Origin of the sequence: Paenibacillus sp. LC231, from assembly GCF_001860525.1 — a bacterium.
Classification (GTDB): Bacteria; Bacillota; Bacilli; order Paenibacillales; family Paenibacillaceae; genus Paenibacillus_AQ.
Map to the genome: position 1 here is coordinate 203,870 of NZ_JFOM01000009.1, position 24,233 is coordinate 228,102.

Here is a 24,233-nt window from a genome sequence, read left to right on the forward strand (position 1 = left end):
TCTTACGCGGGAGGTCATCGCTTCTTGAAATTTGAACTTGGACGTTGCTTGCTGAATGAACGATTGATGGAATCCGGTAAGTCAGCGGAATGGCTTGCCAAAGACTTGCTTATTAAACCGGAACGAGTTTACGACTTTATTGAAAACAAAAGAGTGATGCCACTCAAAATTGCCATATCGATCGCCGATTCCATCGGTTGTGAAGTTGGTGCCTTGTATGAATTAATTCCGAACGGATATGAAGTAAAGAGAGATTAGCGGAGTAAGTGGTAGGCCCACATTTTCCTGTGGGGAGCCGCATCGGCCTGCTTTCATACAAAAGGAAGAGTCAAAAAGTTGGGCGGATAACATTCTGCTTCTCCGCTCAACTTTTCATTTTAGAGACTTTAGGCTTGATTTTATTAAGCAGATAGTTATAATTATGTTTAATTGATTAAACGAATGAACGGAAAGGATGGATCGTATGAGCCAGCGAACCGAGCAAGTTCTGCAACAATTCAAAGAGTCCATCCCGCTGTTGGAAGTGCTGACCGATGAAAACCGTCAAGCTATTATTATGGTGCTGGCACAGAACAAATCGGGACTTAATGTAAATGCGATATCAGGCCATATCAATTTATCTAGACCGGCTGTCTCCCACCATCTGAAGGTGCTGAAACAGTCTGGTTTTATTCAATTCGAGAAGAAAGGCGTAGAAAATTATTATGTATTGACTGTCCGCAAACCGCTCGAGCAACTCAAAACCTTGATTACTGCCATAGAAGCAGAGTGCACTTGGCCTCAGTGACTACCAAAAGAATTAAGCGGGAAACAGTAAAGCAGATTATTTTTGTCATATTAGTTTATTTGTTTAAACCAATAATCATAATAGGGGTGATATTTAATGAAGGCTATAACCATTGAGAAATACGGGAAAGAAGTTCCCTTAGTTATGACTGAACAACCAATGCCTCATATTGGAGAACATGATGTGCTAGTGGAAATTCATGCAGCCAGCTTAAATCCTATCGACTATAAAATTAAGGAAGGGAAAGTAAAACTCCTGTTGAGTTACAAGTTCCCTCTAATTTTAGGCAATGATTTCTCCGGCGTTATAGTTAAGGTTGGCGGACGGGTGAGTGCATTTAAACCTGGTGATGAAGTTTATGGCAGACCACGCAAGAGCCGTATCGGCACATTGGCGGAATACATTGCTGTACACGAGGAAGATATTTGGTTAAAGCCGCAGAATCTAAACTATGAAGAAGCTGCATCTATTCCATTGGTCGGACTTACGACTTACCAAGCTTTTACCGATATTTTGTGTCTCCAAAAGGGCCAAAAAATTCTGATTCACGCAGGTTCAGGAGGCGTGGGGACATTCGCCATTCAACTGGCCAAATTAATGGGAGCTTTTGTTGCAACAACAGCAAGCGATAAAGGGTATGAGTTGGTTAAATCGATGGGCGCCGATCTTATCATTAATTATAAAAAAGACAACTTTGAAGAATTGCTTACTGGATATGACGCTGTTTTCGACACTCTAGGAGGAGCGGCTCTGGAAAAATCGTTCCGTGTCCTGAAGCCAGGTGGTCAAATCGTATCCATCTCTGGCTTGCCAAACGCAAGATTTGGAAAAGAAGCAAAGTTGGGTTGGATGAAAACAGCCATTTTGTCCATCGCGAGCCTTAAGATTACAGCGCTTGAGAAGAAGTTCCATACAAGATATCATTTCCTTTTTATGAAATCGAGTGGAACACAATTGAAGGTTTTAAAAGAATTCATTGAAGGAGACCACATTAAGCCCGTTATTGATAAGGTATATCATTTAGAAGAGGCTGCGCAAGCATTCTCGTACCTGCAAAGCGGAAGTGCCAAAGGAAAGGTGGTCATTAAAATAAAGTAACTCCTGTGCTTACTGGCTGCGTATGCGAACATCATATCCTTCTATGGTTAGAGAAAAGCAGGTATTAGTAAAAAGAGCGTTCTAGAATGATTAGGAACGCTCTTTTTTGCATCTAAATAAATCACTTTCAGATAGGACTTAAAGGATTTTAAGCCTATCTAAAGCGATTGTCCGTAAGCACGCGAAGCTACAGGGGCTTGCCATGTCCCTGGTCCATTCCCAAACTGTGTCGGAAAAGACCAGAAATAAAAGGATCAACCTCTACTCCCTCTGGGCCGCCTTCCCTACAATAAGAGACAAGACAGAGAAAAGTAGGTGGAGATCGTGAGCAAACGCAGCGGAGGAGAAGGCACCCTCCTGGATGCCGGCGGACGGCGTTGGAAGCTGATTAGAGGCAACTTGGATATGTATTTGCTGCTTATACCGGGTCTGATGTTTTTGTTATTGTTCAAATACACGCCGATGTACGGGATCATCATCGCCTTCCAGGATTTCAACATCTTCGGCGGCATATCCGGGAGCGAGTGGGTAGGGATGGCGCAGTTCGAGAGGTTGCTTCAATCGGATGAATTCCTGCAAGTGCTAGTTAATACGCTGCTCATCAGCTTGTACAAAATAACGATTTTATTCCCGATTCCGATCGTCATCGCGCTTATGCTCAATGAAGTACGGCGCATGTTCTTCAAGCGGACGATCCAGACGATCATTTATTTGCCGCATTTTCTTTCCTGGGTCATTATCTCGGGGTTGTTCCTCAACATCCTGTCACCAAGCGGCGGCATCGTGAACGAAATCATCCGTTCGTTCGGCGGAGAGCCGATCTCGTTTTTTACCGACAACAGCCTGTTCCGCAGCTTGGTTGTCTTCACAGCCGGGTGGAAGGAAATCGGCTGGAACGCTATCGTATTTATCGCCGCGATCGCGGGTATCGAGCAGGAGCAATACGAAGCCGCAGCCATCGACGGGGCGGGGCGGATCAGACAGATGTGGTCGATCTCACTGCCGGGCATGCTGCCTACCATCGTTTTGATGTTCATCCTGCGGATCGGCAGCCTGCTGGAAGCGGGGACGGAACAGATACTGACTATGTATAATCCGCTCGTTTACGAGACCGGGGACGTCATCGGCACCTATGTGTACCGGATGGGACTCGGCCAGCAGGATTACAGCTTCAGTACGGCGGTTGGCCTATTCAATTCTGCGGTCGGATTCCTGTTAATCGTCATCGGCAACATGCTCAGCCGCAAATTCCTGAATCGCAGCATCTGGTAAAGGAGGAACGACCATGTATAAGAAAACCTTCAAAGATTTTATGCTAGATGGCTCTATCTACGTTGTGCTTATCGCGATGGGGCTGGTTACACTCCTTCCGTTTGTGAACGTATTTTCCAAGTCGATCAGCGAGGAGTGGGCCATACTCTCGGGCAAGGTCGGAATTTTTCCGGTCGGATTTCAGCTCGACACGATGAAATTCGTGGTCACGAACAGCCAGTTTCTAAACTCGCTATGGATATCGGTGCTGATTACGGTCATCGGTACCCTCGCGTCGCTGCTTATTACGGCGTTGACCGCTTACCCGCTGTCCAAACGCGAGCTTCCCGGCATGGGCATCATCATCATTTTGTTCATCTTCACGATGATGTTTAACGGGGGAATCATTCCCAACTATCTGCTCATCCGCGAGCTGGGCCTCATTAACCATCTAGGCTCACTCATTTTGCCGGCGCTCATCAGCGTATTCAACATGCTGGTCATCAAGAGTTATTTCGAGAGCTTGCCGGCCAGCCTGGAGGAGTCCGCCAAGATCGAAGGCGCGAACAATTTGACGGTTCTGTTCCGTATCATTTTGCCGCTAGGCGGTCCCGTGCTTGCGACGATTGGTCTGTTTTATGCCGTTTATTATTGGAACGACTACTTTAACCCGATGCTGTACATCAACAGCTCGTCGCTGAAGCCGTTGCAATTGTACCTGCAGGACATCGTCATGAACGCCGATACATCTTCGGCGCTTGATAAGACGGCCGACGATCTCATGAATGTGCCCGCGGAAGGCGTCCGGTCAGCAACGGTCATCGCATCCACGATTCCGATTCTGCTCGTATATCCGTTCCTGCAGAAATATTTTATCAAAGGCGTGCTCATCGGTTCCGTTAAAGGTTGATTGCAGCCATGTAAGGCAGCTTCCGAAGGCATTAACTTTACCCGCAATGCGATGCACGTCATGGCATGACTTCAGGTACCGAAGAATCGCCCCGTCATCGGGACGTTGTGGGGAAATTAATGATATAGATTATACTAATTGCAGGAGGGTCTCATTATGAAAAAAGCATTCAAACTTATGTCTGTCATGGCCATGTCTGCGCTTCTGGTTATGACGATGGCTGCTTGTTCCGGCAACGGAACGAACACAAGCAACGAAGCGACGACCAAACCGGATGCGGAGAAGCCAGTCTTAAAGCGTCTGAACGTATGGCAGAACGAAGAATACAATGCATACCCGGTAGCCAAGCTGCTCGAAGAAAAAACGGGCTACAAAGTGCAATACGATATGCTGCCTCAAGACAAGTGGGCGGAGAAGCTGAACTTGATCATGTCCTCCGGCGAAGCGTATGACATCGTCACTTCCTATAACGACATGGCCTTGTATTCGGATTATGCGCAGAAGGGTGCGCTCGTCGACCTGACGCCGCTCATCGACGAATTCGGCCCAAATATTAAGGCGGCTATAAAGCCGGAATCATTGGAAGCGCTTAAGGTAAATGGCAAGCTATATGCACTCCCGGTAACCGTGACGTACGATATCAACAGCTCCATTCTCATCCGTACGGATTGGCTCGACAAGCTGGGGCTGTCCATGCCGACGACGACCGAAGAGCTGACGAACGTTCTAATGCAGTTCAAGGAGAAGGACCCAGGCGGCAACGGCGACCGCAATGTGCCGCTTACGATCAAGGGCGACCAATCGATGATTGACAACCTCGTAGGCGCGTTCGGCATCGCCAACACATGGAACGACGTAGACGGCAAGCTCGTGCCGCGTGTCATGGACCCGGCATTTAAGGGTTATGTCGCTTACGTAAGCAACCTGTATGAGAAAGGATTGATCGACCGAGAATTCGTAGCCAACAAGGACGCTACGGCGAAGGAGAAATTCGCAAGCGGCGTGGCTGGCGCCATTGTCGTTCACTGGGCGGACATTCCTGCCATCTCGGATTCGCTTGCGAAGACCAAGCCGGAGGCCAAATTCGGTTTCGTGCCGGCGCTTAAGGGTCCTAACGGTGAAGCTGGCTTCGCAGCAAACGCCGGATTTGACCGTCTGACGTACATCCCGAAAGCATCAACGCATCCGGAAGATGCGATCAAATGGATCAATGCCAGCCTGGAGCCGGAAACGTTCAAAAATATGGCGATCGGCGTGGAAGGCACGCATTATAAAATAGTAGACGGAGCATACGAGCCAATCCAGCCGATCTTCACCGACGAGCGCAACCTGGCGAATAACTACATGGCGGGCACGGATGAAGAAAACTATCCGCAATACTGGCAAGCGCGCGTTCGTAAAAACCCGGTTATGTTCGAAGCGTTTAACTTCCTCAACAACGAGCAGCCTGCCGAAGTGAAAATCAAAAACGTTCTGGGTCTTGCTCCGTACATGCAGCAATATTCGAAGACGAATCAGCAACTGAGCACAATGGTTGGCGACTACACGGTCAAACTGATTGCCGGCGCGGAGTCCATCGACGGCCTTGCTGACTTTCAATCCAAATTTATGTCAGCGGGCGGGGAAGCGGCTTCAAAGGAAATTAACGACTGGTACGCAACGACTAAATAAAAACAGGATAAGCGGCCGTGATCCTTTTTTACGCACACCGCTTCTTCTATCTAAGGGAGAGATCACTATGAATCATGCAGTGTATTCGTTCGAACGTCACGTGAAAACCCATACCAAGGCGGACGTCGTCGTCATCGGAGGCGGACCTGCGGGGACAGCCGCTGCCATTGGCGCGGCCAGACGCGGCAAACAAGTGATCTTGCTGGAGAAGTCCGCTCAGCTCGGCGGGATGGGGACGCTTGCCAACGTAAGCGTGTTTATGCCTGTCGGCAATGTGACCGGCATCTACCGCGAGATCGTCAAGGAGATGCTGGCCGACTATCTGCCCGTCGGCCACGACGAATCGATCGCGCCGCAATATTCGCCATTTTTGCTACGCCAATACTTGAATGACAAAATGAAAAAGGAAGGCGTATCGGTCTACTTCCATTGTGAATTCGTTGGCACGATACGCAGCGGCAGCGGGATCGGTGCGGTTATCGTCTCGACGCGCGAAGGCCTAAGAGCGATAGAAGGTGATGTCATCATCGATTGCACGGGCGACGCGCGAGTAGCCATCGACGCGGGTGTGCCTTACCGCTCGGGCCGCGAGTCTGATGGACTCACGCAGCCGATGACACTTATGTTTACGATGCAGGATACGGGAAAGCCAGTAGAGAAGATACTTCCGGAAGGCTGTTATTATTACGAGGAGGTATCCGACCTGCCGCAGGGGCGCAGGTTATATTGGAAGCAGCGCGACGACGGCGTGTTGCTCATTAACATGTCGCGCGTCAAGGCGAACGGAGCCGATATGGAGCAAGTCAATTACGCGGAGACCGAAGCGCTTAAGCAGGTGTTCTCGATTGCGCATTATTTGCAGAGAACGGGCTTCGAGACATACGCCATCGCACACATCGCTCCGCAGACAGGTGTTAGGGAGACCAATCAAATCGAAGGGTTATACACGTTGACCGAACAAGATGTTGTAAGCGGTACGCGTTTCCCGGATGTGGTCGCCCAAACAAATTACGAGATCGATATTCATAGCCCGGACGCGGGCAAGACAACCGACGAGCGCCGCGTCGACGGCTACGATATTCCGTATCGCACGATGGTGCCTATCAGCGATATCGACAACCTGCTCGTTGCGGGCAGATCGATCTCCGCAACGCATGTCGCCATGTCCTCGATGCGCGTCCAAGCGACTTGTTACGCGCTGGGTCAAGCAGCGGGCATTGCGGCCGCAATCTCCCTCGAAGACGGCGTGTCCGTTCGCGAAGTAGACATCGACAAGGTGCAAGCCGAGCTTGCCAATCAAGACGCCAGACTGTTAGGCCGATAAATTAGGAGAAGGGAGATGGCGGGCGATGTATCGATTGCTTATCGTGGATGACGAACCGGCGGTCCGGGCGGGCCTGCGCACTTATTTCGATTGGGCTGCTTACGGAATTGAAGTGGCGGGCGAAGCGGATGACGGAGACGTGGCTCTCGAGATGATCACCCGTGATCAGCCCGATCTTATACTCACGGATGTCCGGATGCCGACCATGGACGGCATTATAATGTCGCAGTGTATCTCGGCCGAATATCCTTCCATTAAGATCATATTCGTCAGCGGGCACGACGACGCCGATTATCTCAAGTCGGCGATGAAGGTCAGCGCGGTCGACTATATATTCAAGCCGGTTAATTTGCAGGAGCTGAGTACGGTCATTAAACGCGTCATTGCCGATCTGGACGCGGAGAGCTCCGAACGGATTCATAAGCAGGAGCTGCTTGTTAAACTAAAGGAAGGTATGCCGCTCCTGCGTGAGAAGTTCCTGCTCTCCATGATCAGAGAGGGTGCGCCGAAGTCTGAATTGGCGGAGCGGGTGTCGTTTCTGGGACTGAACTTGCCCGTGGACGCCTCCTATTGGGTGATGGTCGTCTCCGTGGATGATCTTGCCGATGTGATGGCCAGCCGTTCCGAGCGCGACCGCCAGCTGCTGTGGTATTCGGTGCTGAACATCTACGAGGAGCTGCTGGATACGCATATGCGAGGGTATGCCTTCGAGCATCGTACCGGCGAATTTGTAGGCGTGCTGCAGGGATCGGAGCCCGGCGGCGATTCGGCAGCCGAAGCGGCGGAGGCATTGCTTGCGCTGGCCGACGATCTTCGCTCCAATTTGGAGCGCTGGCTCAAGATCGGCGTGACGATCGGCATTAGCGATCTGGCAGGCGGCTTATCCGGACTGGCGCCAGCTTACAAGCAAGCTCGCGAAGCGGCCGATTACAAATGGTACCTCGGCAAAAACCGTATCATCACAATGGACAGTCTGGAGGGCGCGGTGCAGGAGGACGGCGCCATGCGCAGATACGATTATGAGCTCAACGAGAAGCTGATCTCCGCACTTAAGGCGGACGATGAGGACAAGATTAGCGAAGCCCTGGAGATGATTTTTGCCAGCTTGTCCTACACCCGCCCGGACGGCCTGAAGTATGGCCGCAATCTGTGCATGCAGTTGGTGCTTGGGATTGGACAGCTGCTCATGGAGCTTGGCGCGGGGGACCCCGAGCTGGAAATCATGGAAGCAGACCTTACGGAGGCGTTGTACGCTAAGGAGACGTTAAAGGATATGCGGGGGCTGATCGAATCGTATCTGGCGACTGTCGGCGAACACATCCGGGAGAAGCGGACTGGCAAGGTGGCAAACGTCGTAGAGCGAGTACGCGGGTATATCGATCAGAACTACGCTAACGGCGGACTTACCGTGGCCGATATCGGCAAGGCGGTCTATTTATCTTCCACGTACGTCAGTCTCCTGTTTAAGCAAGAGACGGGACAGACCGTCGGCGAATATTTGACCCAGGTGCGCGTGGACCAAGCGAAGAAGCTGCTGCGCGATCCGCAGTACAAGTTCTATGATATTTGCTACGCGATCGGATATACCGACCCCAGTTACTTCACAAAGCTGTTCAAAAAGGTGACGGGTGTTACACCTAGCGCGTACCGGGATTCTCATGCGTAGAGCCTGGAACGCCGTAACAAGCCTGCTTTCGCCGCTGCGCCAGCCAGCGGCGATTCGCCGTTTCTCGATCCCCCGTTCTTGGTTAATCGCGTACCTGCTGCTCATTGTGCTTCCGGCGGGCATTTTCTTGTATGGCTATTACGCGCGTTCTGCGGATATTCTGAGGGGCGAGGTCATCCGGACGATGCAGCAAGCGCTTAAGCAGGCCGGGAGCAATCTCTCCTACCGGCTGGAGCGCATCGAGGATATAAGCGACGCCGCATTCATGAACGCAAACCTGCATTCGTACTTATCGATTAATTCGGATGATCAGTCCATCGGTACACAGATCAAGGTGATTGAGGATTTGAGGTATTTGGTCGAGACCGTACAGTCTAATGCTGATGTGTTCCATGTTCGGGTGTTCGTGGACAAATCTAAGCTGTATGCGGAAGAGAGAATCAATTTCTTCACGCTGGATAGCTTGATGGTTAGACCGTGGTTTCATTCCATCATCGATGGAAACGGCGGAATCGTATGGACGGGCGTTTACGAGGAGTCGTATCTCGGCGCGCCCAATGAGACGATATTATCTGCTGCGCGTATGCTGCGGGATCCCGATAATTATGACAAAGTGTCCGGTGTGCTCATGATCGACGTCCGTCAAGACATCGTCTCCACTATTCTATCTGAGCTGCAGTTCGCCCCGGGCACAGCGGTTTACCTTGTTGCTGAGGATGGCGCAATCGTTTATCATCCCGATGCGGCGCTTATCGGCACGGCGGTTGAAACTCACATGCTGGATGCGCTGAACGAGGGGGCGGAAGGAACAGAGTCGCTTCTGCTGAACAATGTAAAAAGCGATGTGTTGTATACGACACTTGCCCCGACGGGCTGGAAGCTTGTCGCCCAGGGAACGGAATCCCAGCTATCGCCCGCTACGCAGCGACTAACAAAGCGGTCAGAGTGGCGCTCGCTGATTGAATATGTCGCGTTGTTCCTGATCCTTCCGTTTGTCCTTCTGGCGATTATCGTGCGGGGAATGAATCGGCGCGTCAACCACGTGATCACTGTCATCCGGAAGGAAGGCAAGGAGGGCAAGGATGCGATCGACGGTCTACATGAGTTACCGGCGGTTAATGGTGACTTCCATATGCTGGAACGAAGCGTCGACCACCTGATTCTGCGTGTGCGTACGCTCGTCGAAGAAAACTACACAGCCGAGATTCGCGAACGGGAAGCCCAACTGTCGGCGCTGCAGGCGCAGATCAACCCACACTTTCTTTACAATACGCTGGATACAATCAACTGGATCGCCATCGGTAAGGGCGCGACCGACATCAGCATGATGATTGACAGTCTCGCGAAGTATTTCCGCCTTAGTCTGAATAAAGGCAATACCATCGTAAGCGTGACGGACGAGCTGAGGCTGGCAGAGGTGTATCTCGAAATTCAGCAGAGCCGCTTCCTCGGCTCGTTCGACTTCAAGGTGGCTGCGGGAGATGAGTTGGAGGCATATCGTATGCCTAAGCTTATTTTGCAGCCGATTGTCGAGAATGCGTTGCTTCACGGCATACGTAAGGCGAAGGACCTGAAGGGACTTATCGATATTACTGTGGAGTTGGACCAAGGTGATCTCGTTTTCGTGATTTCGGACAACGGCATCGGCATGGACGAGGAGCTGTCCCGCCGTCTGCTGACGGAGGAGCGAGTCGGCTCTGGCGATCATTCGGGCAACGGAAGCTCCTACGGCTTGTTTAACGTGAACGAGAGGATCAAGCTGTACTCTGGCGATGGGTATGGCCTGAGCGTCTCGTCGAAGCTCTGTGTAGGTACCTCCGTCACCGTTCGGATGAAGGCAGAGCTTGCGACCTCCCGGGATTCATGAAGTATAGCTGCACAAAGTATCCCAGGCTAAAAAGAGGCTGAATCATGAAGCAGCTATGAAAATGACTTACGAGATTGATACTAGTAGAGATGTAGAAAGCTGGTTCGGAACCATTCCGTATTAATTTTTGGATTGATTATTATTATTTCCGGCACAATATTGACAAATTGTAATGTCGGTGTTCATAAACATGTTCCCTTTGAAAGTCGCTATTTTAGCGGCTTTTTTGTTTTATCGGTATAAGTTCTTGTCCCGATTGCCGTAAAGGCCGGTTACCGGATAGATAAGTAAAAGTTGATTTCGCTAATTTGGAGTTGAATGTTGGAAAAAATCCATTCAGCCGCGATGCATTTATTTGTTAATCAAGGTTTTGGCTCGACGAATGTTCAAGATATTGCGGATACAGCTGGCATTAGCATTGGGCTGCTGTATCGTCATTACAAAAACAAGGATCAGTTATTTAACGAGTTGGTTGCTTACGCGGTTACAGGATTGAAACGCAATATTACTTTCTTTGAATCCGACCAATCCCCTAAAAAGTTAATGGCACAGTTTGTCGACGAAGTCTACACTGACATGATCAGTGGGGAGGAACTAACCCATCTACTGATCCTTATTAATCAATCACTATTAGCTGGAGCTGTCACAGCCTCAAAACATTACGAAGAGATCCTCCAGGTAAATGCCAGGCTGCTTGATTCTACGGCACAGCTCATTCGAAAGGGTCAAGAGCGTGGGGAATTTCACTCGGGTGATGCGCAGGAAATGGCAGCTCTTTTTTATGCATCAATTCAGGGATTGGCTCAGATGAAAGTATTACTAAAGAGCAACTTTACCATGCCCTCTCCATCTATCCTCACCGCATTTCTATTTAAGGAAAGGGAGTGACCATACCATGATTAACGTGGTTAAAGCTGATCAGGCCAAGTTTGATGTGAGGCGAGAGATATCTGAAATTTTCGCAGAGGGATTCACACAGTGGCTAGGGTTTTTCTCCAAAAATCCTAAGAAGATTGCTGCAGCGTTCGCTCATATGTTCGCTCTGGATCAATTTTATGTGGCTTTATACAAGGGAAAAGTGATCGGGATGGCTTCTTGCACGGATGGAACTTCACTCTCGGTTAGACTTGATACAAAGGAGCTTCGCAAACATTTAGGCTTTTATAAAGGAAGTTTAGCTGGTATTTTCCTGAAAAAAGAATTTGAAACTCCCTTTGTTAATCCTTCACCTGGTGTAGGCTCAATCGAATTCGTAGGAACAGCTGCCGAATTCAGGGGGCAAGGTATTGCTTCTCAAATGATTCGTCATATCCTTGAGCATACACCTTATGAGGCTTACTTGATTGAAGAAGTTGCTGATACCAATATTCCAGCCATGAAACTCTATTCTAAATTAGGTTTTGAAGAATATAAACGCAGGCAAATACCTATGAAAAGGGCAAAGAAGATCGGGATCAACTACCTTATATCATTGAAATATTCGAAATAATGCAGATTAGAAAAAGTTTGTTACATCCCCGATATGATTTCATTATCGGAGGATCGCAAAGATGACTGTTTATTAATCTAACCGGGCAGATATGCTCAATAAACCTACTTTGGCCGAAAATAAATCATGATATAATATGTTAAAATATTGGAGGCCAGAAATATGGATATATCTATCCGAAACGCTCACCAAGATGACTACGAGTCTTTGTTACCTTTGTTTAGTCAGGTTCATGATCTCCACGTTTTTGAAAGACCCGATTTGTATAGAACTAACGGACGAGTGACTATAACTTGATAAATAACTACAACGCGGCTGCCGGATGGATCGGAAGCCGCGTTTTGCTAACAATAAGGCAACGGACAGAAGCTGCCTGCGTCTAATAGCTGTTTGGAGAAAATGAAAGGAGTTGAATGAGAAAGATGACAGCATCATTTTCACATTAGCCCGAAGGATACGAATGTCCATTTTGTCGTATTTGGGGTATCGAGCGACCTAATCAGGGAACAAAACAAAGGGAAATCATCTATCAGAATGAAAAGGTAACGGCATTTATCGCGAGCAAATGGTGGCCAAACAATAAAGGGCATGTTCTTGTTGTTCCTAATCAACATTTCGAGAACATCTTTGAACTCCCTGTGGATTACGCTGTGGAAATTCACCGCGCGGCTCAGCTTACAGCATTTGCAATGAAAAGTACATATGGATGTGATGGGATTTCTACGCGGCAACATAATGAACCTGCTGGCAATCAAGACGTGTGGCATTATCATCTCCATGTTTACCCTAGATATGAGAATGATCAACTTTATCTGACAATGGGTTCTCAGTCCGATCCAGATGAACGCTCTTTCTATGCCGATAAGTTGCGTTCTTGGATAAAGGAAAACACTTAAGGTCTAGGAGTAGCGAATGATAACCCTAGTAGGAGATGTACCTGAGATTACGTGGTTTGTTGCGTTGTCCGATGGGCTTAGAAAAGGCGTCGGAGATTTCATTTCGAACGATAACCTCGAATCAATTACAAGTTTGTCGATTTGAAAATGAATGGAGAAATGATCCGATGGACAAAAAGACACCAAACCTTTTAAGATGATGGGCATGGATTATTTAAGTAGAAGCAATGGTGTTAGAAGGAAGCATCGTAGCGGGGAACAGGTTCTGTAATTGGAAGGAACGCAATGGTCATCTAGAGCATTCCCCCAAACAACAAAATCAGCAACGATTTCAACGAAGGGAGTTGGGGAACATACTATTGTTAATCTTAGCATTTTTATGGTTTATTTGGTTTTTGATTGTTATTCTGTATTATATATGGACATCCTTATTCTGGTCGATGATATTTCGTGCACAAAAACTTGAAAATGAGGGAAAACGTACACTCTCAGGGTTTGTGGCGTTGGTCTCCATAGCCTTGAACATATCTATCTTGAAATTGATTTGCTACTTTACGGATACTCCGAGTTTGTTCCAATACTCTAAAATTACCTCAACTTGTTTTACGGTTGCATTTATTTATATCGTCGTATTAGGAATTGCAACCATTCCTTTTATCAAAAAAGACGGAGCCTATTTGCTGAAGCTAGCCCTATTCGGAAATAAGAAAAAGAAATGGTGAAAAACTATCCAATCGTTTTACCGAAAGGACCATTTTAGAATTATATGTTCAATCCCGAGCAAGCGATAGAGATTTAATCATTTATCAGTAAAAATGAAAAGAGATAGGCAGTGAAGCAGGATTAGGCGACGCATCCGCACCGACTAACCGTATCGCGGCCACCCCTGCCGGGGCAGTCGTGAGATCCAATACATGTGCACTCCATTCACTTTTTCTTTTTTTTGAAGAAATCAAATTTGATCACAAAATCAAAGAGCGAAGTGATTACAACAGCTCCAAGTGGAATCATTGCGTAAGCCCAAGGCGGATTATTTGGAGCTTCACCAGGAGGTGCATCAATTAAAATCTCAAAAAGAACAACACAGTAAATTATGGCCAATAGAATACCTGTTACGTTCCTATCTTTTTTACGCATAGCTATTTTTCACCACCCTTAACATGAACAACCCTTGAAATTAAATCCTCTTATGACAGTTCATAATCATTATATTGTTTTAATTGTATTTAAACCATTTTCAATGCGAATAACTTAAATGGCGATTAGAGGCTCTATTCATATCTAAAAAGAAGATTATATATGGCAGCCTATTGTCATATTATTCTTTTTATTAATAGGTTATCGGATTGCTTTTTTATTTATGGAATGGGAATACGGCTATGTGGACGAATACATGATGGTACCCTTATCCTCTGGAGGGATTTGGGAAGACCTGTTGACGCGTCAACAAACGTTCAAGTAGAGGAACTGAAAATATAAAATATTTTACGGATCAGTGAAGCCTCGACTCCAATCATGCAGTCGGGGCTTTGTCATGTACAAAATTGCATAAGGGTAAACAGCGGAGAAGTGATGTAAAGAGTTGAGGGTTGTTGGAATAAAGGGAGGTCGGTGATAATGAAAGCGTAACCAAACGCAGGTGAATTTAATAGAACGGGGGATGCACATGCAAAAAATGATTTCAGTATGGCGAAGGGCGATATCCGGACTGTTAATGGCTTCGCTCCTGCTTTCGGCCTGCGGAGGCAGCGGGTCCGGCAGCGGCAGTTCAAACGAAACGGCCAAGAACGATCCGAGCACCGTAGCAAATGATGGCCCTTTCGGCAAATATGATCCGGCAATCGAGGTATCGTTCGTAAGGGATCTTAGCGACGTCGTGGAAAATAACGTGCTGGGCGTGCTTAAAGACGAAACGATTGACAACAATCGATGGACGCAATTGTATGAGCAGGAGCTTGGCATCAAAGTCAAGTACAAATGGGTGGTCAAAGGAAGTCCAACCTCCGACCAATACCTGCAGAAAATTAACGTGACGCTGGCTTCGGGCGACCTTCCGGACGTGATTCCGGTCAACGCCACCCAGCTCAAGCAATTGGCGGATTCGGACCAAATCATGGATATGACGGAACTTTACGAAACGTACGCTTCCCCGATGACGAAGGAAGTGCTGCTGCAAGAAGGGACGAGTGCTTTTGACGCCGCTACGTTCGACGGAAAGCTGATGGCGATTCCTCAGTTGGAATCCTCGATCGAGCGGTCGATGTACATCTGGATCCGGACGGACTGGCTGGAGAAGCTGGGACTTAAGCCGCCGAAGACGATGGCTGACGTACTGGCCATATCGAAAGCGTTTACGGAGAACGATCCGGACGGGAATGGTGTGCAGGATACGTACGGACTTGGCGTTACGAAGGATTTATGGGGGGGCGCGATGGGGCTTGAGGGATTTATGGCCGGCTATAGTGCTTACCCTAACATTTGGATCGAGGATGACTCCGGCAAGCTCGCCTTTGGGAGCATCCAACCGGAAGTGAAAAAGGCGCTTCAGGTTTTGCAAGAGATGTCCAAAAACGGACAGATCGACCAAGAATTCGGTATCAAAGACGGAGGCAAGGTTTCGGAGCAAATCTCGGCCGGCAAGATCGGTATGGAGTACGGCGAGCAGTGGAATTCCATCTGGCCGCTTCAGCTGAACCGCGATAACGATCCGAATGCGCAGTGGCAAGCGTTCCCGATCGTATCCGAATCGGGGGAAGCACCGAAGGTGCCGCTCAAATTCAGCACCACCCGATTCTTCGCCGTCAAGAAGGATGCGGCCCATCCGGAAGCCGTCATCAAAATGTTCAATCTGCATCTTGAGAAAAACTGGGGGGAAACCGCCGAATTCGATAAATACTTTGCGCCGCCGGAAGCCGAAAGCGTATGGCAGCTGTCTCCGGTCACGCCGTATCCGGTCATGAAGAACGTGGATGCGTTCCGGGAAATCGATGCGGCGCGCAATGCCGGCGACTTCTCGAAGTTAACCGGAGAGGCCAAGACAATCCAGGAAAAACTGGAAGCTTACGAATCGGGCTCATCCGAAGGCTTTGCGCTATGGGGCTGGGAACGGATTTACGGGGAACAGGGCTCCATGGGCATCGCCGACCAATACGATAAAAACGACCAATTCCTGCAGGAAAAATTCGTAGGAGCTCCGACGCCGACAATGGTGGAGCGCAAGACGACGCTCGAAAAAATGCAAAACGAGGTTTTCGTCAAGATTATTTTAGGCGAATCCATCGACACCTTCGACCGGTTCGTAGAGGATTGGAAAAAGCTCGGCGGGGATCAAATCACGCAAGAAGTCAACGAGTGGTACGAACAGGCGAAGCGATAATCCGGGCCGGAGGGAGCACCTTGTCGTTACTCCCTCCGAACCTGTTACCTACGAATTGGAGGTTCACGAATGAAAGCGAAATGGCGAAGAGAGCTGCCGCTCCATGTGATGATATTGCCGGGACTGATTCTGATCGTTTTATTTTCGTACATTCCGATGGCCGGCATCACGATCGCGTTTCAGAGGTTTATCCCTGCCAAAGGCCTCTTCGGCGATCAGCAATGGGTCGGCTGGGACAATTTCGAGTATGTCATGAGCCTGCCGAATTTTACGCAGGTTTTGTGGAATACGCTGTTTATTTCGAGTTTTAAGCTTATTCTGGGGCTCATCGTTCCGATCGTGTTCGCCGTCCTGTTGAACGAACTCAAAAACAATGTGATCAAGCGATCGGTCCAAACGGCCATTTACTTGCCTTATTTTCTGTCCTGGGTCGTGCTTGGCGGTATCCTGATTGATATCCTTTCCCCGTCCGGAGGCATCGTCAACGGATTTCTTGGCCTGCTTGGCATTCCCAAAATCTTTTTCCTGGGCGATAACGAATGGTTTCCGTTCACGCTCATCGCCTCCGACGTATGGAAAAACTTCGGGTACGGCACGATTGTTTACTTGGCTGCGATTACCGGAATTGATCCGGGGTTATACGAAGCGGCAACGATCGACGGTGCTAACCGTTGGCGTAAAATATGGCATATTACGATTCCGGGCATGCGCATGGTGATTGTCCTGTTATCGGTGTTAAGCCTGGGACAGCTGCTGAATGCCGGCTTCGATCAGGTGTTTAATTTATACAGCCCGCAAGTATACGAAAGCGGCGACATTCTGGATACGTTTGTCTATCGGATCGGTTTGCTTGACGCCCAGTACGGGGTGGCGACGGCGGTCGGATTTTTCAAATCGGTCATTTCGCTCACTTTGATCTCGGGCTCTTACTTTCTGGCCTATCGGTTTGCGAAATACCGGATTTTTTAAGGAGGGGAAACGATGCAGCAACGATTGGTGCCAACTTCGGCTGGAAGGGGCCGTATCCGGCAAAAAAGACGGTTTGAGTGGTTTTCCCTGATCAATGCCATATTCCTGATTTTGATCTCGCTAATTTGCGTTCTTCCTTTGATTCACATCATTGCGGTTTCCTTTAGCTCCAGCGCGGCGGCCTCGGCGGGATATGTGAAGCTGTGGCCTGTCGACGTGACGCTGGCTTCCTACTTGTATACGGCAAGCCGCCACGAGTTTTGGGATTCGATGCTGGTATCGCTCACGAGGATCGGTTTGGGGACTCCGCTTAATTTGCTGCTGACCGTGTTGATTGCCTACCCGTTATCGAAAGAGACACGTTCTTTTCGGCTTCGGAGCGCGTACGCTTGGATCTTTTTCATCACGATGCTGTTTAATGGCGGCCTGATTCCTTGGTATTCAACGATAAAAGAATACGGCATGCTGGATACGATATGGGCATTGATTTTGCCGAGCGCGGTTCCCGTGTTCAGCGTCGTTCTGCTGCTTAATTTTTTCAGGGAAATTCCGAAGGAGCTTGAAGAAGCGGCGCTCATCGACGGAGCAAGCCACTGGCGGACGATGTGGTCGATATTTGTCCCAATATCCAAGCCTGCGCTTGCCACGCTTGCTTTGTTTTCCATGGTTGAGCACTGGAACAGCTGGTTCGACGGACTGCTGTTGATGGGAGACCCGTCCAATTATCCGCTGCAAAGCTATATTCAAACGATCGTAATCCAGCAAAACCTGTCGAATATGTCGAGGGACGATATGCTGAATTTGGCGCTGATTTCGGATCGGACATTGAAATCGTCGCAGATCTTTCTCGGCTCTCTTCCGATTATTTTGGCATACCCGTTCTTGCAGAAATATTTCGTAAAGGGTATCGTTCTCGGAAGCGTGAAGGGCTAAGGCTAAGGACACGGCGCAAGTCGATGTTGCCCGACATAAGTCTGGCTGCCCTGACGAAATGTAGGCTATAATCGAATAAAAAATGCTGGGGGCAATGCCATTGATGTTCCGACGGGACTTTTCGCTGCGCAATACGATATTTCTCCGGTTGATCGTGACGTTTCTGCTCATTATGGTGCCGATTCTGTTATTTGCCGTGTATCTTTACCATTGGAACGTGCAAACGGCCAGCTCCGACATTACCAAGACGGCAGCGGCGCAATCCGAATTCTACCTGACCGATCTGGAAAACGAAATCGAACGCATGAAAATGCTGCAGTACAGCCTGCTGGAGGATGATAACCTGAATGAACTGGTCCTGACCTGGGAGACGATGGCGACGATCGCCCGTACGGAGAACATGAATTCGTTGATCAAGCGGCTGTATACCGTTCAGAACAGCAGCATGTATATCAAGGATGTCAGTGTTCATATCGCGGCGATCGGCCGCACGATTTCAGCCGGAGAAGGGGTGCGTGAATTTAGGCCCGAACGCTTCCGGGAAATCCGTTCCGTCTTTGGCAGCGGCTCTCAGCTCATTGAATGGAACGGAGGCTTGTTCCTTGGCGCCATGAAACAGCGGGGAATCAAAGGGGCAGAGCCGCTGTTCACGGTCGAGATCGAACTGGACGATCAGCGACTGCAGGAAGCGCTCGCCCAATTCAATACGTACCCCGGCAGCGGAACGCTGCTCCTGTCAGACAGCGCCAAGGTTGCCGTCTCGAACGGGACAGGGGAGCTGGCTAACGATAGCTTCCCCCTTTTCCTGCGGGAAATCCCGGCGCTTCTGGAGGACAATCCTTCGCGGCTGACGGTAAATGGGAACCGGTACTATGCCGTGCAGGCGCACTCGCCGGAGCTAGCGCTGTCGATCTATCGTTTCATTCCCGAGAAGGTCGTACAGAAGCCGCTGAGCAAGTTCTACAAATGGGCTTGGGGATTTGCCGCAGCCGCGCTGGGGATATTTGGCGTTTTTGCGCTGTCTACTTATAAGTTCATCCACAAACCTATGCTGGCTTTAGTTAAAGGCTTCAGAAGGATCGAGCACGGGGATCTGAGCATCCATATCGCCCATGAATCCAAAGACGAGTTCAGGTACTTATACGGCAGGTTTAACCAGATGGTGGACAATCTGCGCTCTTTGATCGATCAAGTCTACAAGCAGAAAATCATGACGCAGCGGGCGGAGCTGAAGCAGCTGCAATCGCAAATCAACCCGCACTTTTTATATAACAGCTTTTTTATCCTGAATACGATGGCCAAGACGGGAGATACGGAACGGATCGAACAGTTTACGACGCTGCTCGGGGAGTATTTCGAATTCGTGACGAGGAATGCATCGGATTTGGTTGCATTGGAGCAGGAAGTTCATCATGCGAGAATGTATGCAGAAATTCAGGAGTTACGGTTTTCGAGAAGGATTCAGGTACGCTTCGATCCGCTGCCGGATGAGCTGCGGCCGCTTCCCGTGCCGCGGTTGATCGTTCAACCGATCATTGAAAACGCATTCAAGCACAGCCTAGAAAAAAAGACGAAGAATGGTTTGATTGTGGTGCGATTCGAAGGGGCGGACGGCCAGGCTCGCGTCATCGTGGAGGATAACGGAGACCGGTTGACGGACGAGGCGCTGGAGCAGATCCGGAAGTCCTTGTATGAGGAACAGGACCAGGCCGAAACGACAGGGATGGTGAACATTCATCGCCGGATCCGCATCACATTCGGGGAGGATGCCGGATTACGGACAGAACGTAGCGAGCTTGGGGGGCTTGCCGTAACCATACATCTTGGCGATGGAGGTGAACCGTCAAGTGTATAGAATGTTGATCGTTGACGACGAAGAAATTATCACCGATGGGCTGGCGGATATTTTCGGAAAATTGAACCTTGACCTGGACATCTACAAAGCCTATTCGGGGCAAGAGGCGCTGGAACTGTTGAACCGGACGCGGGTCGATGTCGTACTATCCGATATCTGCATGCCAGGCATGGACGGCCTGGAGCTGATGGAAACGATACGTCTCAATTGGCCGCAGTGCAAAATCGTGTTCCTGACAGGGCATAACGACTTCAATTATGTCTATCAAGCGATTCAAGCGCCGGACGTGCAATACGTGCTCAAAAACGAAGGCTACCCGAAATTGATCGCGGCCGTCGAGCGAGCGCTCAAGGAACTGGAAGAGACGCTGCGGGCGAATGATCTGATCCGGCGGTCGAAAGAGCAGCTGGATACGCTGGAGACGCTTGCCCACGGGGACTATTTTCGAAATTTGTTATTCCACGACGTGCTCTTCGAACGGGAATTGGAGGAAGACTTCAGGCGCCTGCAAATTCCGCTGGATGCGTCCATGCCGATTCTGATCGGGCTGGGCAGCGTAACGTCTGGCGGGTCCGCGGGAAGATCCCCCACGTATGTCGACCGTCGGGAGACGGCGCTTGCGGTTAAGTTTCTGGCAGAGGCTTTCCTGGCAGAGCGGACGAGCAGCATCGGTTTCATCGATCGATACGGGGATCTGATCTGGCTCATCCAGCCCAAGCGGTGGAGCGGATCGGAATGGACGGACGCTTTCGCACAGACGGTCATGTTTCTGGAGGGAACGTTCGAGCTGGTTCAGCAATCCTGCCTGGAATCGCTTGACGCGTCGGTTGCCGTGACACTATGCGGTGAGGCATTCGCCTGGGAAGGACTGCCTGCCATGTACGATAAAATGAGACGGTACCAGCATGATCGGACCGGTGACGGAACGCGGATGGTTCAGAAGGTGTTTCCAAGCGAGGAATCCGCGCCGTCCGCTATGATCCTTAACAGATCCTTGCGCGATAAGTTCGAGGCGCTGGCCGTCCATTTGGAAGCCGGCAGAAGAGAGGAGTTCATGGGGCTGTTCGATGACTTGACCGAACCGGCAGCTTACGAACTCGAGCGGGGAGATCCCAATATGACGGAGCTTTGCTATACGGTTGCGCTTGTGCTTCTGTCTTACATCAATCGGTGGGTAATCCGTGAGATCGGTTCGTTCGGCCTGATGAAGCTGGAAGACTATCGTTCGTGGAGGGAAGCCTTCGGTTATTTGAAAGGCGTTGCTGACGTTTTGTTTTCCCTCCGGAAAAGCGGAGAACAGAAGAGGGCTGCCGGCGTCATTGAAAAAATTTGTTCATTCATTGAACAAAACCTCAGCGAGGATCTGTCCCTTGTCAGGCTGGCGGATGAATTTCATTTCAATCCATCTTACTTATCAAGGCTGTTTAAGCAGGAAAGGGGCGTCAATTTATCGGATTATATGGACGAACTCAGGATCCGCAAAGCGAAGGAGCTTCTGAAGAGGGAAGAACTGAAGATAGCCGAGGTCGGTGGTTTGATCGGATACGAAATGCCGCAATCGTTTACCCGTTTTTTTAAAAAATGGACCGGCCTGACGCCGCAGGAATACCGAACCGTCAGGCTAAGCCGCGATGGAGCGCAATAAGTGCAGCGACCAGGCGTATGGCCAGGCAGCAGTCCTTGGATAACCCAAGGACTTATTTTGCATTGGGCAGGCAGATTAGGAGGCGACCATCTTACGATATTCGTTCGCGCTTACGCCGGTATAGGATTTAAATCGCTTATAAAACCAGTCGATTTCGGTATAGCCCACCTCATTCGCAATTTCGTAAATCTTCAGATCCGTTTGCTCCAGCAGCATTTTCGCTCTTTCCATGCGCTGAATGAACAAATATTCGTTAAAGCTCATATTTTCATGGTTTTTGAACTTTTGGCCAAGATAGGAGCGGTTGAAATGGAATTTGCTTGAAATGTCTTTGAGCGTAATATTTTCGTGCAGCTTTTTCCCCACATATTCCTTGACCCTGTGAATGACGTCATCCTCAGTGCGGCGTTGGTTCGCGTTAACAGCAGCTACACTTTTCACCAGTTCTTCAGCCGGCAACGTGCTAGGTACGTAATCGCTTACCTGCAGCTGCAGCGCTTTGCGGATGAAGGCAAATTCCATGGTATCCTCGACAACAATGATGGGCAAACGGCTTATCCTCCGGATCCGGCCGCACAGCTCCAGCCCTTTCTTTGGGCTGCCGTTCATGTTGATAACCGCCAGTGAATAGCCGTTTTCCTCAATCCGATGCAGCGTTACCTCAGAATCATCATCGCAGATTTCCATGTTCATCCCGCATTTGCCCCAATCCTGCAGGCGAAGCGTATCATCGGAGCAGCAGCCCAGATTGATATACAGTAACTTAGACATGATGACTCCCTCCCCATATATTGCGATAAGCGGAATATCCATTAAATTGGTTACGCTTACATTATGTTGTCCGGCGCCCCTTTTCCACAATGTGCTTTTCTTTGCATTGCTAACCGTTCTTTACTTCTTGCAAAGCTTGGGTTGAAAAAGATCGGCGGACAAGCCGTTGCAGGAGACGGCCTTCTAGCGTTTCAGGGGTAGAATATCCCGATTTCCCCAGGTTGTTGCATGGAAATGTAAGCGCTAAACTTTGGATGAATCTGGACCAAACATCAAACGTTGAGGGGGATTAAAGATGCGTGTTCGCAAATTAATGGTTCTGTTATTAGGATTGGTTCTGCTGCTTGCAGCCTGCAGCGGTGGCTCGGGCAACCCAAGCAGCGGCACCCAAGAAACCGTGGAATCGGAGACGAATAGCGGCACTGAAAACGAGACGTCGAAGGAACCTGGCGAGACGGAAAACAACGGTGAGGAGGAAGAGGAAGTTTACAGAACGCCGGAAATGGATTTCGATTTAGGCGGTAAGACGATTAAGGTTGTTTCTTGGTGGGATATGACGATTCCGGAGGATACCCCGGACAATATTCAGCGCAAGAAGAACCTTGAAGACCTGATGAAAAAGCATAATTTTAAAGTGGAGTACGTGGCCATCGACTACGGCGAGTACCAAGAGAAAGTTACCGCTTCCCTGCTCGCTGGTGAGCCGATCGGTGATATCGTTCGCCTTGGCAAAACCTATACGGTGCCTACTTTGGTTAAACAGGATCTGCTCTGGCCGATTGACGAATACACCAAAAATCCCGTTGCCTTTAACCAAAAGGTTACAAACGAATACTACACGTATGAAGGCAGGGGATACGGATTTACCGAAAATCAAGCAAATCTGGTTCAAGGCATCTTTTACAATCGTACACTTATGAACCAGCTTGGCTTAAAGCCGCTTCAAGAGTACGTGAACGAAGATAACTGGAATTGGGATACATTCATACAAGTGGCTAAGGAAGCCAACAAAGATACGAACAACGATGGCAAGCTGGACACTTGGGGGCTAGCAAACTCCTCGCTTATGGATCATGCCTTGTATTCCAACAATACGGGTCTGACCAAAGAAGATAAGCAAAATCTCGATGATCCTGCAACACTGGATGCCCTTAATTTCATATCCCGTATTGCTACCGAGAAAATAGCAAGACCGACCGAGGGCGGCGATTGGACGGAGCCAGGCCAATTTTTCCGTCAAGGCAATACATTGATGTACGCCGGTGCCCTCCATGAGTTGAGCGGCATGCAGACGGATATGCCGGATTACGACATCGGTTTCGTACCTTTTCCGAAAGGGCCGAACGCAACGGAGTACCACTCTGCCGAAGCACTCTTCCAGGCGCTTACCATACCGAAAGCGGTCGAAAATCCGGAACAGCTGCTTTATATCTGGGAGAAAATCAACGACATTGATTCCGTATACGACTATCCGGACCAAGCCTCGTACGAAACGCTATTCTCGAGCGAAGACGACTTGAATAACGCCAAAATGGTGGCGCCAAACATGATGATTCTTGACCACCATACATTCCCGAATTTGAAGTACTACGATTTCGTCGGCGAGCTGAATGAAGGAATATCCGTTTCCACCGTTGTTGAGAAATACAAGTCAACGTTCCAAGCGGCTATCGACGAAGTATATGGTAAGTAACCTTGAACATTAGCCGAAGAACCGATCGTCCC

20 protein-coding genes are annotated in these 24,233 nt (G+C 49.3%); 18 read left to right on the forward strand and 2 right to left on the reverse strand.

All coding sequences use genetic code 11. The features are described 5' to 3' along the window. Positions 1 to 24 precede the first annotated feature (24 nt). The 12 genes from AK95_RS06040 (at position 25) to AK95_RS33365 (ending at position 12,959) form a co-directional block, all read left to right on the forward strand. Positions 25 to 258: a transcriptional regulator gene (locus AK95_RS06040; RefSeq protein ID WP_071219068.1), complete on the forward strand. Its 234-nt coding sequence runs from the start codon at positions 25 to 27 to the stop codon at positions 256 to 258. A gap of 205 nt (positions 259 to 463) precedes the next feature. Beyond that, positions 464 to 787: an ArsR/SmtB family transcription factor gene (locus tag AK95_RS06045; protein WP_071219069.1), complete on the forward strand. Its 324-nt coding sequence runs from the start codon at positions 464 to 466 to the stop codon at positions 785 to 787. A gap of 96 nt (positions 788 to 883) precedes the next feature. Next, positions 884 to 1,885, forward strand: a complete 1,002-nt coding sequence (locus AK95_RS06050; RefSeq protein WP_071219070.1) for an NADP-dependent oxidoreductase — start codon at positions 884 to 886, stop codon at positions 1,883 to 1,885. A gap of 324 nt (positions 1,886 to 2,209) precedes the next feature. Then, complete coding sequence (locus tag AK95_RS06055; protein ID WP_071219071.1) at positions 2,210 to 3,157, forward strand: ABC transporter permease; 948 nt, start codon at positions 2,210 to 2,212, stop codon at positions 3,155 to 3,157. Positions 3,158 to 3,170: 13 nt separating this feature from the next. After that, a complete protein-coding gene (locus AK95_RS06060; RefSeq protein ID WP_071219072.1) occupies positions 3,171 to 4,046 on the forward strand; it encodes a carbohydrate ABC transporter permease in 876 nt (291 codons plus the stop codon). 156 nt (positions 4,047 to 4,202) lie between these two features. Then, entirely contained in the window at positions 4,203 to 5,717 is a 1,515-nt protein-coding gene (locus AK95_RS06065) for an extracellular solute-binding protein (protein WP_071219073.1), read from the forward strand. A gap of 67 nt (positions 5,718 to 5,784) precedes the next feature. Next, positions 5,785 to 7,041, forward strand: a complete 1,257-nt coding sequence (locus AK95_RS06070; protein ID WP_071219074.1) for an FAD-dependent oxidoreductase — start codon at positions 5,785 to 5,787, stop codon at positions 7,039 to 7,041. A 25-nt stretch (positions 7,042 to 7,066) separates the two neighbouring features. Next, complete coding sequence (locus AK95_RS06075; protein WP_071219075.1) at positions 7,067 to 8,707, forward strand: response regulator; 1,641 nt, start codon at positions 7,067 to 7,069, stop codon at positions 8,705 to 8,707. After that, complete coding sequence (locus AK95_RS06080; protein WP_235613015.1) at positions 8,670 to 10,574, forward strand: cache domain-containing sensor histidine kinase; 1,905 nt, start codon at positions 8,670 to 8,672, stop codon at positions 10,572 to 10,574. Before AK95_RS06075 ends, AK95_RS06080 begins: the two co-directional genes overlap by 38 nt. Positions 10,575 to 10,892: 318 nt before the next feature. Next, positions 10,893 to 11,462: a TetR/AcrR family transcriptional regulator gene (locus AK95_RS06085; protein ID WP_071219077.1), complete on the forward strand. Its 570-nt coding sequence runs from the start codon at positions 10,893 to 10,895 to the stop codon at positions 11,460 to 11,462. Between the two features lie 7 nt (positions 11,463 to 11,469). Next, positions 11,470 to 12,063 (forward strand): GNAT family N-acetyltransferase, encoded by a 594-nt coding sequence (locus AK95_RS06090; RefSeq protein WP_071219078.1) that lies wholly within the window; start codon positions 11,470 to 11,472, stop codon positions 12,061 to 12,063. Positions 12,064 to 12,548: 485 nt separating this feature from the next. Continuing rightward, positions 12,549 to 12,959 (forward strand): HIT family protein, encoded by a 411-nt coding sequence (locus tag AK95_RS33365; RefSeq protein WP_268801957.1) that lies wholly within the window; start codon positions 12,549 to 12,551, stop codon positions 12,957 to 12,959. A gap of 927 nt (positions 12,960 to 13,886) precedes the next feature. Here the strand turns inward: AK95_RS33365 and AK95_RS06100 are convergent. After that, positions 13,887 to 14,096, reverse strand: a complete 210-nt coding sequence (locus tag AK95_RS06100) for a hypothetical protein (protein WP_071219080.1) — start codon at positions 14,094 to 14,096, stop codon at positions 13,887 to 13,889. Between the two features lie 529 nt (positions 14,097 to 14,625). On the opposite strand from AK95_RS06100, the gene AK95_RS06105 reads away from it, so the two are divergent. The 5 genes from AK95_RS06105 to AK95_RS06125 all read left to right on the forward strand — a co-directional run bounded on the left by AK95_RS06105 (position 14,626) and on the right by AK95_RS06125 (position 21,737). Continuing rightward, on the forward strand, positions 14,626 to 16,335 hold the full coding sequence (locus tag AK95_RS06105) for an extracellular solute-binding protein (protein WP_162487537.1): 1,710 nt from the start codon (positions 14,626 to 14,628) through the stop codon (positions 16,333 to 16,335). 69 nt (positions 16,336 to 16,404) lie between these two features. After that, positions 16,405 to 17,304 (forward strand): ABC transporter permease, encoded by a 900-nt coding sequence (locus tag AK95_RS06110; RefSeq protein ID WP_028404878.1) that lies wholly within the window; start codon positions 16,405 to 16,407, stop codon positions 17,302 to 17,304. A gap of 12 nt (positions 17,305 to 17,316) precedes the next feature. Next, entirely contained in the window at positions 17,317 to 18,237 is a 921-nt protein-coding gene (locus AK95_RS06115) for a carbohydrate ABC transporter permease (RefSeq protein ID WP_071219082.1), read from the forward strand. Between the two features lie 103 nt (positions 18,238 to 18,340). Continuing rightward, on the forward strand, positions 18,341 to 20,092 hold the full coding sequence (locus tag AK95_RS06120) for a sensor histidine kinase (RefSeq protein ID WP_162487542.1): 1,752 nt from the start codon (positions 18,341 to 18,343) through the stop codon (positions 20,090 to 20,092). Position 20,093: 1 nt separating this feature from the next. Continuing rightward, positions 20,094 to 21,737, forward strand: coding sequence for a response regulator transcription factor (locus AK95_RS06125; RefSeq protein WP_235613027.1), 1,644 nt, complete (start codon positions 20,094 to 20,096; stop codon positions 21,735 to 21,737). 75 nt (positions 21,738 to 21,812) lie between these two features. Here the strand turns inward: AK95_RS06125 and AK95_RS06130 are convergent, their stop codons facing one another. Continuing rightward, positions 21,813 to 22,508, reverse strand: coding sequence for a response regulator transcription factor (locus AK95_RS06130; RefSeq protein WP_071219085.1), 696 nt, complete (start codon positions 22,506 to 22,508; stop codon positions 21,813 to 21,815). 295 nt (positions 22,509 to 22,803) lie between these two features. On the opposite strand from AK95_RS06130, the gene AK95_RS06135 reads away from it, so the two are divergent. Beyond that, positions 22,804 to 24,201 carry an ABC transporter substrate-binding protein gene (locus AK95_RS06135; RefSeq protein ID WP_071219086.1) on the forward strand — a complete coding sequence of 466 codons (1,398 nt, stop codon included), beginning with the start codon at positions 22,804 to 22,806 and terminating at the stop codon, positions 24,199 to 24,201. Positions 24,202 to 24,233 lie beyond the last annotated feature (32 nt).